This is a genomic window from Mycolicibacterium arcueilense (genome assembly GCF_058536225.1).
Map to the genome: position 1 here is coordinate 18130 of NZ_JBZTYL010000026.1, position 15755 is coordinate 33884.

Sequence of the window (15755 nt, forward strand, 5' to 3'; positions counted from 1 at the left end):
CCGTCACGCGAAGCGCTTGAGACAGCGCTGCTCGTCACCGAGGATGCCGACCCGGAACGCATCGATGCGGGCGAACCCCGAGGGCACCGACTCTCCGTTGACGTCGCTGGCCGCCAACCCGTTGGTCAGGATGCCCGATACCGCCTCGTCGACGTCGCCCGCGGTCAGCAGGATGGTGTCGCCGTTGGGCAGGTTCACGGGCTTGATCATCTTGGCGGTGGCCACGCCCGTCAGGCAGGCGGTGCGTAGCGCCGCCTCGGCGTTGTCGAGCACCAAGCCCTGGGCATGTTGAAGGGCCAGGGCGTAACGCGAAATCAGCACCGAGAACGCGGTGTTGTCACCGCCGGCCAGATCGCCGACGTCGACCTCGTCGGACGGTGTTGCCAGCGCTTGCATTTCGGCCAGGTCGACGACGATGGTGTTGGTGTCAGGGCAGTAGGAGGCCGGGGGGCTGGGCCGTGCGTTTGCGCAGTCCGCTGCCGCCTCGGGCCGGAAGTCGAGCCGTGGGGGGCTCGCCGGCTTGAAGAGGATGTTGAGCGCGTCGACCATCGAGCGCACCCAGTGTTCGGTGATGTCCAGGTCGCCACTCTGGTCCTCGGGCAGCAGGACCGGAAGGTCGCCGCGCCGCTGGTTGATCTCCTTGACGTCGATCGCGGCACAGGCCGCGGGCCCGTCGGTGAACCCGAATTGGAAGGCCGAGATCCGTTCGAACGCCGACCCGTGCTCGTCGATCCCGACCCGGGCCTCGGCCTCGGTGAGCAGCGGGTCCCGGAACGCGATCACGGCGGCGAGCAGCTTGTTGAGCCCGTCGGCGGTACTGAGTGAGAACCGCGGGGAGTCACCCTGGGCCACCCAGCGCATGTAGCTGCCCGCCAGACAGTCGGCCTGCTGTTCGGCGACCAGGGTGGGCGTCTTGCGGTTGACCAGTCCGGCCTGCTGCTGGATCGCATGGCCGTACTCGTGGGCGAGCACCATGACGGCGCCCATGTCGCCGTTCTGTTGGCGCAGCCCGGGCATCAGCACGCCGCGGTCCCAACCGATGGTCCGATCCGGTTTGCAGAACGCGGCATTGACCAGACCGTAGGTCTCCATCCCGCAGAACCCACCGTCGAAACTCTCGGCGTCCCAGGAGATCAGCGCCCGCACCGGTTGGAACTCACCTTCGAACGCCTCGGAGTAGGCATCCGACCAGTACTCTTCGAGGTCGCTGACAGCGCTGGCGGCGAGGTTGTCGATCTTGCCGCCGTCGGAGTTGGTGACCTTGCGAGAGGGCTTCTCGGCGTCGGGGCGCAAACCGCTCGAACCGTCGGTGGCGGGCATTCCGGCAACCGAGAAGGGGTCGCTGAACACCGACACCGCCGTCCCGCCCACCAGAGACGAGCAACCCGCCAGCGGCAACACCGTGCATACGGCAAAAGCGATGCCGAACAGGGCGCGTCGGCTCATTTTGCCGCCTTCCGGTGCACTCTGGCGGCCATAACCATCCGCGCGGGTAATTGCCGCACACACTAGTTAACCGAGCGAGCTCAGGGTGCGATATCAGCTCGCGCCGCGCAGCCGCTTCAGCGACTGACGTACCCGTTCGGGGTCGGTGGTGGACCAGAACGGCGGCAGTGACGAGCGCAGGTACCCGCCGTAGCGGGCGGTCGCCAACCGGGAGTCGAGCACCGCGATGACGCCGCGGTCGTCGGTGTGGCGCAGCAGCCGACCGGTGCCCTGGGCGAGGAGCAGCGCGGCGTGGTTGGCGGCGATCGCCATGAAGCCGTTACCACCGTGCGCGCTGATCGCCCGCTGCCGGGCGGTCAACAACGGATCGTCGGGGCGGGGGAACGGAATCCGGTCGATCAGCACCAGCGAGAGCGACGGCCCGGGCACGTCCACCCCCTGCCACAACGAAAGGGTGCCGAACAGCGAGGTCTCCGGATCATCTGAGAACTTCTGCACCAGAGCCGAAGTGGTGTCCTCGCCCTGGCACAGGACCGGTGTGGACAGCCGTCCGCGCATGACCTCGGCGGCGGCCTTGGCTGCGCGCATCGACGAGAACAGACCAAGGGTGCGGCCGCCGGCCGCGGTGATCAGCCCCTCGATCTCATCGAGAGTCCTGGTGTCGGTGCCGTCCCGCCCGGGAGGCGGTAAATGCTTGGCCACGTAGAGGATTGCGGATTTGGCGTGGTCGAATGGTGATCCGACATCGAGACCGCGCCAGCCCGGTTTGGCCGACTCATTGTCGTCGGAGAAACCGCCAAGGCCCCAGTTGCGCGCCATCGCGTCGAAGTTGCCGCCGAGGGTCAGCGTTGCCGAGGTCAGTACCGCGGTGGTGTTGGCGAACAGCCTGGTGCGCAACAAGCCCGACACCGACATGGGTGCCACCCGCAACAGGCTGCGTCCTGGTCTGGGAGCCCCGGTGTTTCCGGTGTTCGGCCCGTCCGACTGTTCCACCCACACCACATCGACGCGGTCGGGGATGGCCGGGACGAACGAGGTGAGGATCCGGGTGGCGGTGTCACTGACGTCGCTCAGTGCGGTGACGGCCTCGGTGCGGGCCGAGGCGGCCTGCGGGTCGCTGGGTGCGGTGTCGATCGCCGTGCGTGCCGCATTGGCGGCATCGCGCAATGCGGTCAGATAGGTGCCCAGTTCCTCGTCGAGCACATCGATGCGGCCGGCGTCGAGCTCGTGCAGCATCGAGGACAACGTCGCCACCGCGGCCTCGAACCGTTCTGCCAGTTCGTCATCCACCAAACGGGACATTCTGCGGTGTGCCACGGCCATCGAGGTCGCCGACAATTCGGCGGTGGCCACCCCGGTCACCCGGTCGGCCAGTTCGTGAGCCTCGTCGACCACCAGTTGCTCGTACTCGGGCAGCACCGAGAAATCGGAGAGCGCGTCGATGGCCAGCAGTGCATGGTTGGTGACGACGACGTCGGCGGCCCCGGCCTTCTCCCGCGCCCGCTCGGCGAAGCAGTCGGTACCGAACTGGCAGCGCGACACCCCGATGCATTCCCGTGCCGAGACACTGACCTGCGACCACGATCGGTCCGGCACGCCGGGGGTCACCTCGTCGCGGTCGCCGGTCTCGGTGTCGGAGGACCATTCCGTCAGCCGTTGCACATCGCGGCCCATGGCGCTGACAGCCATGGGGGAGAACAACTCGTCCTGGGGTCGGTCCGCCGGCTCCTCGGCCGATCCGTTGTGAATTTTGTTCAGGCACAGGTAATTTCCGCGCCCCTTCAGCAGCGCGAACGTGGGTTTGCGGGGCAGCGCATCGGCCAGTGAGTTCACCAACCGGGGCAGGTCCCGGTCGACCAGCTGGCGTTGCAGGGCGATGGTGGCAGTCGAGACGACCACCGGTTGCTCGGTCTGCAGCGCGCGGGCGATCGAGGGCACCAGATAGGCCAGCGATTTGCCGGTGCCGGTGCCGGCCTGCACGGCCAGGTGTTCACCGGATTCGAAGGCGTTGGCGACGGCCTCGGCCATCTGGACCTGACCGGGGCGGCTGGCACCGCCGAGCCCTTTGACGGCGATCTTGAGGAGATTGGTCACCACGTTGGCCACCTCACGGGATGGCTTCGATTTGGTCGTCATGTCAGTGCCGACGCCACGACCCGGGTGGGAATGGCCGGCTCGCCACGGGAAAGTTTGAGGCCATCCCACGGCAGGCTGTTCAGACCCGCGGCCACCCGCTCGCGCGCGGTGGTCAGATCGGCGGTCGGGTGGTGCCCCTCGGCGGGGACACCGTCGGTGACCAGTGGCACCGTGAGCCGGCGCGCGGTGAGCCCCGAGGGCTCCGACGGAACCTGGCCGTACGGGTGGACCACTTCCTCGACGATCGTGCCCGAGGCCTTGGCCAGCCGGAGCGCCTGTTTGCGGCCGCCGTGGGATTCCTTGCGGCTGCTGCGCTTGGCCACCGGGATCCCGTCGACCTCGACCAGCTTGTAGACCATCCCGGCGGTCGGTGCGCCCGATCCGGTGACCACCGAGGTGCCGACGCCATAGCTGTCGACGGGCTCGGCGCGCAGGGCGGCGATCGCGAACTCGTCGAGGTCACCGGAGACCACGATCTGGGTTCCGGTGGCCCCGAGACCGTCGAGCTGCTGGCGCACCTGACGGGCCAGCACCCCGAGGTCACCCGAGTCGATGCGGACGGCGCCCAGCTGCGGACCGGCCGCGGCGATCGCGTTGGCCACACCGGCGGTGATGTCGTAGGTGTCCACCAGCAGGGTGGTGTCGACGCCGAGCGCAGCCACCTGGCCGCGGAACGCGGCCTGCTCGTCGGGGCCGGACTCGGTGGTGTGCAGCAGCGTGTAGGCGTGCGCCGCGGTGCCCAGCGCGGGGACTCCGTAGCGCTGCTGGGCGGCCAGATTGGAAGATCCGGTGAACCCGGCCAGGTAGGCGGCCCGCGCTGCGGCCACGGCTGCCAACTCGTGGGTACGCCGTGAGCCCATCTCGATCATCGGGCGGCCGTGGGCGGCGCTGGTCATCCGGGCAGCCGCCGATGCGATCGCCGTGTCGTGGTTGAGGATTGAGAGCACCAGGGTCTCGAGCACCACACACTCGGCGAAGGTTCCGTGCACCGAAAGCACGGGTGAACCCGGAAAATAGAGCTCGCCCTCGGCATAGCCGTCGACGTCACCGGTGAACCGGTAGTTCGCCAGATAATCCAGTGTCGCGGGGTCGAGGAACTCGGAGAGCCCGGTCAATTCCTGCGGCGAGAAGTTGAACTCTGCCAACGCTTCCACAAACCGCCCGGTGCCGGCGACCACGCCGTACCGGCGCCCTTCGGGTAGGCGGCGGGCAAAGACTTCGAACGTGGTGCGGCGGTGCGCCGTGCCGTCGCGCAGCGCGGCGGCGAGCATCGTCAGCTCGTACTTGTCGGTGAGCAACGCGACGGTCACACCAGCAACCGTAGCTGTTCACGGCTGCTTCAATAGCGCGGCTCCCCTGCCGGTATTGTGGGCCCATGGTTACACCGGCGAAGGCCCGTCCGGGGACCCGCGAGGAGCGCAGCGTCGAGGCTGCGCCCCGGGAAGAGACAGCCTCCGAAAGTCCATGGGTGACCATCGTCTGGGACGATCCGGTCAACCTGATGACCTATGTCACCTACGTGTTCCAGAAGTTGTTCGGATACAGCGAGCCGCACGCGACCAAACTGATGTTGCAGGTGCACAACGACGGCAAGGCCGTGGTGTCGGCAGGCAGCCGTGAGTCGATGGAAACCGATGTGTCCAAACTGCATGCGGCGGGGCTGTGGGCCACGATGCAACAGGACCGCTGATCGACTGTGCGTAAGTGGAAAAGGGTCGAGACCGCCGACGGTCTGCGCTTCCGCTCGGCGTTGGAGCCCCACGAGGCCGCACTGCTGTCGAGCCTGGGCACCTCGATGCTGGGCATGCTCGACGAGCGTGGATCGTCCGGGCCCACAGACGAACTCGAGATGATCACCGGCATGAAGACCGGTAATCCGCAGCCGCCCGAGGATGCCACGATGAAGCGTCTGCTCCCGGATTTCTATCGGCCGCAGACCGAGCATCCCGCCGGTTCGGGTACCGCCGAGAGCCTCAACAGTGCGCTGCGCGGACTGCATGAGCCGACCATCATCGACGCCAAACGCGAAGCGGCGCAACGTTTGTTGGACACCATCCCGGACGGCGGCGGCAAGCTTGAGCTGACGCAGGACGATGCCGAGTCGTGGGCCGCGGCGGTCAACGACATCCGGCTGGCGTTGGGAACCATGCTCGACATCGGTGCGCAGGGCCCTGACCAACTGCCCGCCGAGCATCCGATGGCCGGGCACCTCGACGTCTATCAGTGGCTCACCGTGCTGCAGGAATACCTCGTCCTCGGCCTGATGGGGAGATAGGACCAGATGGGCTCGATCACCGACGTCGGCGGCATTCTGGTCGGCCACCATCACCGCATTGACCCGGATGTATCGCTGGGTTCGGGATGGGCCTCGGGGTCGACGGTGGTGCTGACGCCACCGGGCACCGTCGGTGCCGTCGACGGGCGCGGTGGCGCCCCGGGCACCCGCGAGACCGACCTCCTGGACCCGATCAACACCGTGCGCCACGTCGACGCCGTGGTGCTGACCGGCGGCAGCGCATATGGGCTGGCCGCGGCCGACGGCGTGATGACTTGGCTGGAGCAGCAGGGCCGCGGGGTGGCGATGGACGGCGGCGTGGTGCCGATCGTGCCCGCCGCGGTGATCTTCGATCTGCCGGTGGGCGGCTGGGCGAACCGGCCGACCGCAGAATTCGGTTATGCGGCCGCCGCCGCTGCCTCGACCGAGTTCGCCCTGGGCACCGTCGGCGGCGGGGTCGGCGCCCGCGCCGGTGTGCTCAAGGGCGGTGTGGGTACGGCGTCGGTGACGCTGGACTGCGGCGTCACGGTCGGTGCCCTGGTCGTGCTCAACGCCGCCGGTGACGTGGTTGACCCGGCCACCGGTCTGCCGTGGATGGCGGGGCTGATCGAGGAGTTCGGACTGACCCGCCCGCCCGCCGATCAACTCGCGGCCTACGCCGACCATCACACCGAGCTGAGCGCGTTGAACACCACGATCGCGGTGGTCGCCACCGATGCGGCGCTGAGCCCCGCCGGGTGCCGCCGGGTGGCGGTCGCCGCCCACGACGGGCTGGCCCGGACCATCCAGCCGTGTCACACCCCGATCGATGGCGATACGGTGTTTGCGCTGGCGACGGGCGCGGTGACCGTCGAGCCGGACGAAAAGACCCCGGTAGCGATGTCACCGGAAACGGCGCTGGTGACCAAGGTCGGAGCTGCCGCGGCCGACGTACTGGCCCGCGCCGTACTGGTCGGGCTGCTGGCTGCCGAGCCGGTGGCCGGAATACCGACCTACCGTGGCATGTTGCCGGGAGCGTTCGCAGTGAAGGAATGGGAGTGATCAAGTGCTGGTGATCCGCCGGGATCTCGTCGAGGCCATGGTGGCGCATGCCCGCGCCGACCATCCTGACGAGGCGTGTGGGGTCATTGCCGGGCCGGAAGGCTCCGATCGGCCCGAGCGCTTCATCCAGATGGTCAACGCCGAGCGGTCCCCGACCTTCTACCGTTTCGACTCCATGGAGCAACTTCGGGTGTGGAAGGCGATGGATGAGGCCGACGAGGCGCCCGTCGTGATCTACCACTCGCATACCGGCACCGAGGCCTATCCGAGTCGAACCGATGTCTCGATTGCCGCAGAACCCGATGCGCACTACGTGCTGGTCTCCACGCGGGACCCTGACGAGCACGAACTGCGCAGCTATCGCATCATCGACGGCGTCGTCACCGAGGAACCCGTCGACATCGTCGAGCAGTACACCTAGTCATAAGGAGGGCTCTCACATGCCTGTTTCAGTTTCGATCCCGACCATCCTGCGTCCGCACACCGGCGGGCAGAAGCGCGTCAGCGCATCCGGCGACACCTTGTCGGCCGTGATCAGCGACCTGGAGGCCAACTACTCCGGGATCTCAAGCCGGTTGGTCGATGACGGCAAGTTGCACCGGTTCGTCAACATCTACGTCAACGACGAGGACGTCCGGTTCTCGGGCGGGCTGGACACCGCGCTGTCCGACGGCGACTCGGTGACGATCCTGCCCGCTGTGGCAGGCGGATAGCCGATGGCACGGCACGACTCACTGCTGCAGGCCCTCGGGAACACCCCGCTGGTCGGGCTGCAGAACCTCTCGCCGCGTTGGGACGATGGTGAGGACGGGCCGCACGTGCGGTTGTGGGCCAAGCTCGAAGACCGCAACCCGACCGGGTCGATCAAGGACCGGCCGGCGCTGCGCATGATCGAGCAGGCCGAGCGTGACGGGTTGCTGAGCCCCGGCGCGACCATCCTGGAGCCCACCAGCGGCAACACCGGCATCTCGCTGGCGATGGCCGCGATGCTCAAGGGCTACAACATGATCTGTGTGATGCCCGAGAACACCTCCATCGAGCGGCGTCAGATCCTGGAACTCTACGGCGCGAGGATCATCTTCAGCGCAGCCGAGGGCGGATCCAACACCGCCGTGGCGACAGCGAAAGAGCTTGCGGCGGAAAACCCTTCGTGGGTGATGCTGTATCAGTACGGCAACCCGGCCAACAGCGACGCGCACTACTACGGCACCGGCCCCGAGCTGCTGGCCGACCTACCCGAGATCACCCACTTCGTCGCGGGGCTCGGCACCACCGGGACCTTGATGGGCACCGGCCGGTTCCTGCGCGAGAACGTGCCGGGCGTGCAGATCGTGGCGGCCGAACCGCGCTACGGCGAGGGTGTGTACGCGCTGCGCAACATCGACGAGGGGTTCATCCCCGAGCTGTACGACCCCGACGTGCTGACCACACGGTTCTCGGTGGGCTCCTATGACGCGGTGAAGCGCACCCGTGATCTGGTGACCCGCGAAGGCATTTTCGCCGGCATCTCGACCGGCGCAGTTCTGCACGCTGCGCTGGGGATGGCGGCCAAGGCAGTCAAGGCGGGGGAGCGCGCGGACATCGCGTTCGTGGTCGCCGACGCCGGTTGGAAGTATCTGTCGACCGGTGCCTACGCCGGTAGCCTTGATGACGCAGAGGATGCATTGGAAGGGCAGCTATGGGCGTGAGCGGGCAGGAATGACAACCTCGGGTCTACCCGCGGCCGGCGCACCGAAGAAACGTCCGGCATGGATTGTCGGCGGCGTCACGATCGTCAGCTTCGTCGCGCTGCTGTACGTGATCGAGGCCGTCGACACGGCCATGGGCCACCGGCTCGACCAGGACGGCATCCAACCCCTGCAGACCGACGGACTGTGGGGCATCCTGTGGGCGCCGCTGCTGCACGGCGGCTGGCCGCACCTGATCGCCAACACCGTGCCCGCGCTGGTGCTCGGCTTTCTCATGACTTTGGCCGGGATGGGGCGATTCATCGCAGCGACGGCGATCATCTGGATCCTCGGCGGCTTCGGCACATGGCTGATCGGCAACATCGGCCTGCACTGCCCCTACGTGACCGTGCAGTGCACGAGCACCCACATCGGCGCATCCGGGCTGATCTTCGGGTGGCTGGCGTTCCTGATCGTGTTCGGATTCTTCACGCGCAATGTGTGGGAGATCGTGATCGGCGTCGTCGTGCTGTTCGTCTACGGCGGTGTGCTGTTCGGAGTGTTGCCCGGTAATGCGGGCGTGTCCTGGCAGGGTCACCTCAGTGGCGCCGCCGCCGGTGTATTGGCGGCATACCTGTTGTCCGGACCGGAACGTAAGGCGCGGGAAGCGAAGAAGAGCTCCGCCCGGCCGCGTCTGAGTGCATGACCGTATGAACGACCCACTCGCACCCGTCGGCATCTTCGACTCCGGCGTCGGTGGTCTGACCGTGGCCCGCGCGATCATCGACCAACTGCCCGACGAGGACATCATCTACGTCGGCGACACGGGCAACGGTCCCTACGGGCCGCTGACCATTCCCGAGATCCGGGCGCACTCCCTGGCCATCGGTGACGACCTGGTGGCCCGCGGCGTCAAGGCTCTGGTGATCGCCTGTAACACCGCGTCCTCGGCCTGCCTGCGCGACGCGCGCGAGCGCTACTCACCGGTGCCGGTGGTCGAAGTGATCCTGCCTGCGGTCCGGCGGGCGGTGGCCGCCACCCGCAACGGTCGCATCGGTGTGATCGGCACGGCCGCCACCATCGCCTCGGGCGCCTATCAGGATGCGTTCGCCGCGGCGCGTGACACCGAGGTGTTCGGGGTTGCCTGTCCGCGGTTCGTCGACTTCGTGGAGCGCGGGGTCACCAGTGGTCGCCAGGTGCTGGGTCTGGCCGAGGGCTATCTCGAACCGCTGCAGCGCGCCGAGGTGGACACCCTGGTGTTGGGGTGCACGCACTACCCGATGCTGTCCGGTCTGATCCAGTTGGCGATGGGCGACAACGTCACGCTGGTCTCCTCGGCCGAGGAGACCGCCAAGGACCTGCTCCGGGTGCTCACCGAACTCGATTTGCTGAAGCCGCACGAATCCGGCCCGGCCCGACGGGTGTTCGAGGCCACCGGCGATCCTGAGGCGTTCACCACGCTGGCCGCCCGCTTCCTGGGCCCGGGGCTGGACGGGGCGCGGCAGGTCCGGCGTCACGTGGGGGCCGGAAAATGATCTCCGTCGCCCAAACCGGCGATGTCTTGGCAACGTGCACAGCAAGCATGGCAAGCTAGACACTGTGCGATTGACCATCCTGGGATGCTCCGGCAGCGTTGTCGGCCCGGATTCGGCAGCCTCCGGCTATCTCGTCACCGCACCTGACACGACTCCGATGGTCGTCGACTTCGGCGGGGGCGTCCTGGGTGCGCTGCAGCGCTACGCCGATCCGAATTCGGTCAACGTGTTGCTGTCCCATCTGCACGCCGACCACTGTCTGGATCTGCCCGGCCTGTTCGTGTGGCGGCGTTATCACCCGATCCCGGCCACCGAGCGCGGCCTGATGTACGGGCCGGTCAACACCTGGGCCCGGCTCGGTGCAGCCTCCTCGCCCGAGGGCGGGGAGATCGACGACTTCACCGACATCTTCGAGGTGCGCAACTGGGAGGACGGCACCACGGTGCAGTTGGGCACACTCGACGTGACACCCCGGCTGGTGTGCCATCCGACCGAATCCTTCGGCATGCGCTTCACCGATCCGTCCGGGGCAACCCTGGTCTACAGCGGCGACACGGGGTACTGCGACGCGCTCGTCGAACTGGCCCGCGGGGCCGACGTCTTCCTGTGCGAGGCCTCGTGGACACACGATCCGTCCCGTCCGCCGCACCTGCACCTGTCGGGCACCGAGGCAGGGCGCGCTGCCGCCGAAGCCGGCGTCGGTGAGCTGCTGCTCACCCACATTCCGCCGTGGACGTCGCGCGAGGATGTGATCAGCGAGGCCAAGGCCGAGTTCGACGGCCCCGTGCATGCCGTGCTGAGCGGCGAGACCTTCGACGTCACCCGGCGGTGACCCGCTAGGGTTGGCGGGTGTCCAAGCGAGAAGACGGTCGTCTCGACGACGAACTGCGCCCGGTAACCATCACCCGCGGATTCACATCGCATCCCGCCGGATCGGTACTGGTGGAGTTCGGCCAGACCCGTGTCATGTGCACCGCCTCGGTCACCGAAGGGGTGCCGCGCTGGCGTAAGGGTTCCGGGCAGGGCTGGCTGACCGCCGAATACGCCATGTTGCCCGCCGCCACCCACGACCGTTCCGACCGGGAATCGGTCAAGGGGCGCGTCGGCGGTCGGACCCAGGAGATCAGCCGCCTGGTCGGACGTTCACTGCGCGCGTGCATCGACCTCGGTGCGCTGGGGGAGAACACCATCGCGATCGACTGCGACGTGCTGCAGGCCGACGGCGGCACCCGCACCGCTGCCATCACCGGCGCGTACGTGGCGCTGTCCGATGCGGTCACGTATCTCGCTGCGGCCGGACGGCTTTCCGATCCGCGTCCGCTGTCCTGCGCCATCGCAGCGGTGTCGGTGGGCGTGGTCGACGGTCGCGTGCGTCTGGATTTGCCCTACACCGAGGACTCGCGCGCCGAGGTGGACATGAACGTCGTCGCCACCGACACCGGCACCCTGGTGGAGATCCAGGGCACCGGCGAGGGCGCGACGTTCCCGCGCTCAACCCTGGACAAGATGCTCGACGCCGCGCTGGCGGGTTGTGAGCAGTTGTTCGTAGTCCAGCGCGAGGCACTGGAATTGCCGTATCCGGGTGTGCTGCCGGAAGGGCCCGCGCCCAAGAAGTCGTTCGGAAGCTGAGTGCCCTCGCTTCTTGTGGCCAGCCGTAACGCGAAGAAGCTGGCCGAGCTACGGCGGGTACTGGATGCGGCCGGGATCACCGGGCTGGACCTGGTGTCCCTGGCCGATGTCGCCCCGTTCGACGAGGCGCCGGAAACCGGCGCGACCTTCGAGGACAACGCTCTGGCCAAGGCACGGGATGGGTTCCGTGCCACCGGATTGGCGTGTGTGGCAGACGATTCCGGTATCTCGGTGGATGCCCTGAACGGTATGCCCGGCGTGTTGTCGGCGCGGTGGTCGGGTGTGCACGGCGACGACGCCGCCAACACCGCGTTGCTGTTGGCGCAGTTGGGCGACGTTCCCGACGCGCGTCGCGGCGCGGCGTTCGTATCGGCGTGTGCGCTGGTCTCCGCGTCTGGCGAAGCGGTGGTGCGCGGCGAGTGGCCGGGCACCGTCACCCACGAACCTCGTGGCGAAGGTGGGTTCGGGTACGACCCGGTGTTCCTGCCTTCTGGGTCCGTTCACACCGCCGCGGAGTTGTCTCCGGCGGAGAAGGACGCGGCGTCGCACCGCGGCCGGGCGCTGGCGTTGTTGGTGCCTGCGCTGCGGGAGCTGGCCGGGTCGTAGGGCGCACTTGCCCCGCGGATTGTCACGCTGGCGCACCTCTCGAGGTCGAGCGTCACGCCAGCGTTGGCGTAACTGACCGCGGCCCCGCGATTGTCACGCTGGAGTGGCTGTGGAGCGCCGGCGTCACTCCAGCGTGACAAAGAGGTGGACGGGCTTTCGTACGCCCTAGATCTCGAAGCGCTTCTTGAGGTCGAGGGTATTGAAGTGCTCGACGATGATGCCCAACAGTGGGATCGTGCCGGCGAGCAGCACGCCGATAGTCTTGCCGATCGGCCAGCGAACCTTGACCGCGAGGTTGGCCGTGAACAACAGGTAGATGAAGTACACCCAACCGTGCACGATGCCGATCCAGCCCGGAGGGTTGTCCACCTGCACGATGTACTTGAGCACCATCTCGTAGCAGAGGGCGATCAGCCAGATACCGGTCGTCCATGCCAGCACGCGGTAGCCCAGCAAGGCCTTGCGGATGGTCTCTTTGGGTGTCGAAACGACCGGCGTGGCCTCGGGGCCCGCTTCTGGTTCCGTCATCTATCGGTCCTGTCTTTCTTCTCGGGCTGGTCGGACTTGGCCAGCTCGGCGAGGTAGGCGTTGTACTCGGAGAGCTCCTGGTCGCCGGCGTCCGCAGCCGCGGACTTAGGACGCTCTGGCAGCAGGCCCGCGGGAATCTCGGTGACGTCTCCGCTGGGCCGCTCCGGTGGAGCGTCCTCGTAGCGGACGAACTTGTAGTACGCGTAGAAACAGAACCCGGCGAACATCGGCCACTGCAGGGCATAGCCCAAGTTCTGGAAGGTGCCCGAGGCCGATTCGTAGCGCGTCCACTGCCACCAGGCCAACGCCAGGCAGCCGGCGGCGCCAAGACAGACCAGTGCGATGAGCGCTGGTCTCCTACGCCGTGTAGTGGACATTCGTCCATGGTACGGCGCGGGTCTCGGGCGTCGAAAATACGTGCCTGGATGGGCGGTACGGGCCGCTTAGGCTTTTCGGGTGCTGCTCTATGACCTGCTTCTCGATGCCGCGATCGTCCAAGCCGAGACGCAAGCCCACCTCTCCGACCTCATCGGCGAAAATTCGCCTTACGACGGGGACTGGAGCCTGGATCTCGGCGCCGGGGTGTTCTCGAAGGCCTCGACGAGTGGAGCCGACCCATTTGTTGCCCGGGCCGAATTGCTCGGATCCGCCGCGCAGGGACCTGGCACCTGGCTGTGGGCATGGGCGAACTCCGCCTACCCGCCCTCGATCGTCGAGAGCAGCGCACTGATCCGTAACTTCGGAGAGCAGTACGAAGTCGCCGAGTTGCGCGACGCAGAAGTGCCACTCGGTGAGGCTGAGCCGCGTGAGTTCGCGTGGTGGATGGGTGGGGTCGCGGCGCTCCTTCTCGGCAATTGCCCACCTACACCTTCGACGCCGACGGCTCCACTATCGGCGCAATCGTGCTGGCGGACGATCGGCTGCGGTTGCCCGAGCCGACCGTGCCGCGTCTGATGCGCAGCGTGGGCGAGGCGTTGCAGGCCCTGCCGGTCGCGCCCCGCAGCGTGTGGGCATGGGGTGATGTGCGTGGGGTCCAGGTCGACGAGATTCCGGGGGGCCTGCGGATCGCATTGCCCGACGGGCATGCCGAGTTCCGTTTCGACGAACAGGACAGACTGATCGACATGTCGGGTCAGGCGCGTCCGGCCGACTAGACCTTGGGGCCGATGAACTCGTCGAGGCGAGCGGTGGCGGCCTTGCGGTAGATCGAGACGACGTACTTGGTGGAACGTGTCCACGGGATGCCGAGGTGATCCAGCGCCGCGGTGAACAGATTGAGGATGTCCTCCGAGTGATTCGTGAAGTGGTACCGGATGCTCTTGACGCCGCGGTCGTTCGCGATCACCCGGCAGCCGTCGCTATGGATCAGGCCACGAACGAACTCCTCGGTGGCTTGGTCCACGAGATCCTGCTGCCAGGGCTCGAGCCGGATTGGTCTGTTGTGCTTCCGGCCTGGACCATGCTGGGGAAACAGGCAGGGCCAGTGCTTGGAGTACTGGGACACCACGACGCACGCAGTTGGTTGTCGCTTGACCGACGCGTGTTGTGCAGGCATGAGGGTGTCGATGGCCGTGCAACAGCTGTCGATGATCCCCGGGTATTTGCTATCAAGGGTGATCCTGAGCCGCCACGCCCGTGGATGTTGTGAGATGCATCCGTCGCCCAGATACAGGCCGAGTAGGTATGCATATTCGCGCGGGGCTAGCAGCAAGTAGTCGTGATCAACGCCGCATGGCGAGCATGCACCGGGTAGTCGGACCCGTTTGCTTGGCCGGGTTCGCCAGTCGCGCACTGTCGGGCGCGGAATTCCTGTTCGCCGTGCAATGGCGCAGTCGTTGAGGCCTGCTGCAATGAGTTTCTGAACTTCGTTGAATTCGCTTGCTGATCGCACATCGAGCCTCTCGACCTCCGATCGCTCCAACGTATCGCCCACCTCCGACAGATCCGGCTGTGACGTGGGCTGTACGATCAAGGCTCCGCGGGCGTGGCGCAATTGGCTGACGCGCCGGCTTTAGGTGCCGGTGTTCGAAAGAACGTGTGGGTTCGAGTCCCACCGCCCGCACTCTTCAGGCGTTCTCATACCTGGTACCGCATGCGGTACCAGGTTTCACGGTTGGTGATCGCTTCCAGATCCGTCGCCGGCGGGCTCCCGACGCAGTTCGTCCCGTAGCAAGGCGATCTCGGCGCGCAGGTCATTGATGTGGGCCGCCGTCACGGCTGCGCTGGCGGCGTCGTCGACGGCTACGGTCTGCACGATCCACGACGCGATCGTCGCGGTGATCGAGCCGACCAGGCTGATCCCGCCGATCATCAGCAGCGCGGCGATGACTCGCCCGGTCGTGGTCACCGGATACATGTCGCCATAGCCGACGGTGGTGATGGTCGTGATCGCCCACCAGATCGCGTCACCGAAGTTGGTGATGTGGGCGTCGGGGGCGTCGCGTTCGGTCTGGAGGACGGCCAACGACGCGACGTACACGAGCAGGATCGCGCCCGAGATCGTGTACAGGATGACCTTGCCGCGGATCGCGTGGCCGACGGCTTTCTGAAGCACACCGATCAACACGATGAGGCGCAACAGTCGCAGCGGCCGCAGCAGGGGCAGCACCACGATCGCCAGGTCGACCAGATGGGTCCGGAACCAGTGCTTGCGGTCGTCAGCCAGGTACAGCCGGGCCACATAGTCCACGGTGAACACGGCCCAGGTGATCAGAGTCGCCAGCTCGACGGCCCGCGCGGCCAACCCGTGCGGCTGCACCAGCACCTCCACCGAGTAGGCAGCGAGAAATACCGCTGCCACCGAGGCCAGCGGCCATTCGGCGCGTGCCTCCCACCTGTCGAGGCGCTGTTGCATCGTCATCGCAAAAGTGTGCGGCACCGCGCCGCGAAAAA

At 67.1% G+C, this 15755-nt stretch carries 20 protein-coding genes and 1 tRNA gene; 14 read left to right on the forward strand and 7 right to left on the reverse strand.

Translation table 11 applies throughout. From position 1 onward, the window contains the following. Positions 1-3 precede the first annotated feature (3 nt). The 3 genes from AC4LGL_RS24265 to AC4LGL_RS24275 all read right to left on the reverse strand — a co-directional run bounded on the left by AC4LGL_RS24265 (position 4) and on the right by AC4LGL_RS24275 (position 4892). Positions 4-1446, reverse strand: coding sequence for a neutral zinc metallopeptidase (locus AC4LGL_RS24265; protein WP_463794385.1), 1443 nt, complete (start codon positions 1444-1446; stop codon positions 4-6). A 93-nt stretch (positions 1447-1539) separates the two neighbouring features. After that, positions 1540-3582, reverse strand: a complete 2043-nt coding sequence (locus tag AC4LGL_RS24270; protein ID WP_491841005.1) for an ATP-dependent DNA helicase — start codon at positions 3580-3582, stop codon at positions 1540-1542. Beyond that, positions 3579-4892 carry a nicotinate phosphoribosyltransferase gene (locus AC4LGL_RS24275; protein ID WP_491841006.1) on the reverse strand — a complete coding sequence of 438 codons (1314 nt, stop codon included), beginning with the start codon at positions 4890-4892 and terminating at the stop codon, positions 3579-3581. Before AC4LGL_RS24275 ends, AC4LGL_RS24270 begins: the two co-directional genes overlap by 4 nt. Before the next feature lie 65 nt (positions 4893-4957). On the opposite strand from AC4LGL_RS24275, the gene clpS reads away from it, so the two are divergent. From clpS to rdgB, 11 genes are all read left to right on the forward strand, one after another. Further along, positions 4958-5272 (forward strand): ATP-dependent Clp protease adapter ClpS, encoded by a 315-nt coding sequence (gene clpS / locus AC4LGL_RS24280; protein ID WP_463794381.1) that lies wholly within the window; start codon positions 4958-4960, stop codon positions 5270-5272. A gap of 6 nt (positions 5273-5278) precedes the next feature. Then, positions 5279-5857 (forward strand): oxidative stress transcriptional regulator AosR, encoded by a 579-nt coding sequence (gene aosR / locus AC4LGL_RS24285; protein WP_491841007.1) that lies wholly within the window; start codon positions 5279-5281, stop codon positions 5855-5857. Positions 5858-5863: 6 nt separating this feature from the next. Next, entirely contained in the window at positions 5864-6898 is a 1035-nt protein-coding gene (locus AC4LGL_RS24290; protein ID WP_463794378.1) for a P1 family peptidase, read from the forward strand. A gap of 4 nt (positions 6899-6902) precedes the next feature. Further along, positions 6903-7319: a M67 family metallopeptidase gene (locus AC4LGL_RS24295; RefSeq protein ID WP_463794376.1), complete on the forward strand. Its 417-nt coding sequence runs from the start codon at positions 6903-6905 to the stop codon at positions 7317-7319. A 19-nt stretch (positions 7320-7338) separates the two neighbouring features. After that, the gene (locus AC4LGL_RS24300) at positions 7339-7611 is read left to right on the forward strand and encodes a MoaD/ThiS family protein (protein ID WP_463794375.1); all 273 of its coding nucleotides are present in this window, start codon (positions 7339-7341) and stop codon (positions 7609-7611) included. A gap of 3 nt (positions 7612-7614) precedes the next feature. Next, positions 7615-8586: a cysteine synthase gene (locus AC4LGL_RS24305; protein ID WP_491841008.1), complete on the forward strand. Its 972-nt coding sequence runs from the start codon at positions 7615-7617 to the stop codon at positions 8584-8586. A 10-nt stretch (positions 8587-8596) separates the two neighbouring features. After that, a complete protein-coding gene (locus tag AC4LGL_RS24310; RefSeq protein ID WP_463794406.1) occupies positions 8597-9271 on the forward strand; it encodes a rhomboid family intramembrane serine protease in 675 nt (224 codons plus the stop codon). Positions 9272-9275: 4 nt separating this feature from the next. Next, a complete protein-coding gene (gene murI, locus AC4LGL_RS24315; RefSeq protein ID WP_055116107.1) occupies positions 9276-10100 on the forward strand; it encodes a glutamate racemase in 825 nt (274 codons plus the stop codon). A gap of 64 nt (positions 10101-10164) precedes the next feature. After that, positions 10165-10932 carry a cyclic nucleotide-degrading phosphodiesterase gene (locus AC4LGL_RS24320; protein WP_055116105.1) on the forward strand — a complete coding sequence of 256 codons (768 nt, stop codon included), beginning with the start codon at positions 10165-10167 and terminating at the stop codon, positions 10930-10932. Positions 10933-10949: 17 nt separating this feature from the next. Then, positions 10950-11729: a ribonuclease PH gene (gene rph / locus AC4LGL_RS24325; protein ID WP_055116103.1), complete on the forward strand. Its 780-nt coding sequence runs from the start codon at positions 10950-10952 to the stop codon at positions 11727-11729. Next, the gene (rdgB, locus tag AC4LGL_RS24330) at positions 11730-12335 is read left to right on the forward strand and encodes an RdgB/HAM1 family non-canonical purine NTP pyrophosphatase (protein WP_491841009.1); all 606 of its coding nucleotides are present in this window, start codon (positions 11730-11732) and stop codon (positions 12333-12335) included. A gap of 165 nt (positions 12336-12500) precedes the next feature. Here rdgB and AC4LGL_RS24335 read toward each other — a convergent pair whose 3' ends face one another. Further along, positions 12501-12863: a DUF3817 domain-containing protein gene (locus AC4LGL_RS24335; protein ID WP_491841010.1), complete on the reverse strand. Its 363-nt coding sequence runs from the start codon at positions 12861-12863 to the stop codon at positions 12501-12503. Continuing rightward, positions 12860-13240: a hypothetical protein gene (locus tag AC4LGL_RS24340; RefSeq protein WP_055116095.1), complete on the reverse strand. Its 381-nt coding sequence runs from the start codon at positions 13238-13240 to the stop codon at positions 12860-12862. Before AC4LGL_RS24340 ends, AC4LGL_RS24335 begins: the two co-directional genes overlap by 4 nt. Before the next feature lie 79 nt (positions 13241-13319). Here AC4LGL_RS24340 and AC4LGL_RS24345 point away from each other — a divergent pair, with 79 nt between their 5' ends. Both AC4LGL_RS24345 and AC4LGL_RS24350 read left to right on the forward strand, forming a co-directional pair. Further along, positions 13320-13817, forward strand: a complete 498-nt coding sequence (locus AC4LGL_RS24345; protein ID WP_491841011.1) for a DUF6882 domain-containing protein — start codon at positions 13320-13322, stop codon at positions 13815-13817. Further along, entirely contained in the window at positions 13817-14017 is a 201-nt protein-coding gene (locus tag AC4LGL_RS24350; RefSeq protein WP_491841012.1) for a hypothetical protein, read from the forward strand. Before AC4LGL_RS24345 ends, AC4LGL_RS24350 begins: the two co-directional genes overlap by 1 nt. Here the strand turns inward: AC4LGL_RS24350 and AC4LGL_RS24355 are convergent. Further along, positions 14014-14265, reverse strand: coding sequence for an LAGLIDADG family homing endonuclease (locus AC4LGL_RS24355; protein ID WP_491841013.1), 252 nt, complete (start codon positions 14263-14265; stop codon positions 14014-14016). The genes AC4LGL_RS24350 and AC4LGL_RS24355 overlap by 4 nt on opposite strands. Positions 14266-14841: 576 nt before the next feature. Here AC4LGL_RS24355 and AC4LGL_RS24360 point away from each other — a divergent pair. Then, a tRNA-Leu gene (locus AC4LGL_RS24360) sits at positions 14842-14925 on the forward strand. Between the two features lie 45 nt (positions 14926-14970). Here the strand turns inward: AC4LGL_RS24360 and AC4LGL_RS24365 are convergent. Further along, positions 14971-15723 carry a potassium channel family protein gene (locus AC4LGL_RS24365; protein WP_491841014.1) on the reverse strand — a complete coding sequence of 251 codons (753 nt, stop codon included), beginning with the start codon at positions 15721-15723 and terminating at the stop codon, positions 14971-14973. Positions 15724-15755 lie beyond the last annotated feature (32 nt).

What these genes read in the sequence shown, in the direction of transcription:
- AC4LGL_RS24265 (WP_463794385.1), bottom strand. Translation starts at nt 1,446, where the DNA reads ATGAGCCGACGCGCCCTGTTCGGCATCGCTTTTGCCGTATGCACGGTG.
- AC4LGL_RS24270 (WP_491841005.1), bottom strand. Translation starts at nt 3,582, where the DNA reads ATGACGACCAAATCGAAGCCATCCCGTGAGGTGGCCAACGTGGTGACC.
- clpS (WP_463794381.1), top strand. Translation starts at nt 4,958, where the DNA reads ATGGTTACACCGGCGAAGGCCCGTCCGGGGACCCGCGAGGAGCGCAGC.
- AC4LGL_RS24290 (WP_463794378.1), top strand. Translation starts at nt 5,864, where the DNA reads ATGGGCTCGATCACCGACGTCGGCGGCATTCTGGTCGGCCACCATCAC.
- AC4LGL_RS24300 (WP_463794375.1), top strand. Translation starts at nt 7,339, where the DNA reads ATGCCTGTTTCAGTTTCGATCCCGACCATCCTGCGTCCGCACACCGGC.
- AC4LGL_RS24305 (WP_491841008.1), top strand. Translation starts at nt 7,615, where the DNA reads ATGGCACGGCACGACTCACTGCTGCAGGCCCTCGGGAACACCCCGCTG.
- AC4LGL_RS24310 (WP_463794406.1), top strand. Translation starts at nt 8,597, where the DNA reads ATGACAACCTCGGGTCTACCCGCGGCCGGCGCACCGAAGAAACGTCCG.
- murI (WP_055116107.1), top strand. Translation starts at nt 9,276, where the DNA reads ATGAACGACCCACTCGCACCCGTCGGCATCTTCGACTCCGGCGTCGGT.
- AC4LGL_RS24335 (WP_491841010.1), bottom strand. Translation starts at nt 12,863, where the DNA reads ATGACGGAACCAGAAGCGGGCCCCGAGGCCACGCCGGTCGTTTCGACA.
- AC4LGL_RS24340 (WP_055116095.1), bottom strand. Translation starts at nt 13,240, where the DNA reads ATGTCCACTACACGGCGTAGGAGACCAGCGCTCATCGCACTGGTCTGT.
- AC4LGL_RS24350 (WP_491841012.1), top strand. Translation starts at nt 13,817, where the DNA reads ATGCGCAGCGTGGGCGAGGCGTTGCAGGCCCTGCCGGTCGCGCCCCGC.
- AC4LGL_RS24365 (WP_491841014.1), bottom strand. Translation starts at nt 15,723, where the DNA reads ATGACGATGCAACAGCGCCTCGACAGGTGGGAGGCACGCGCCGAATGG.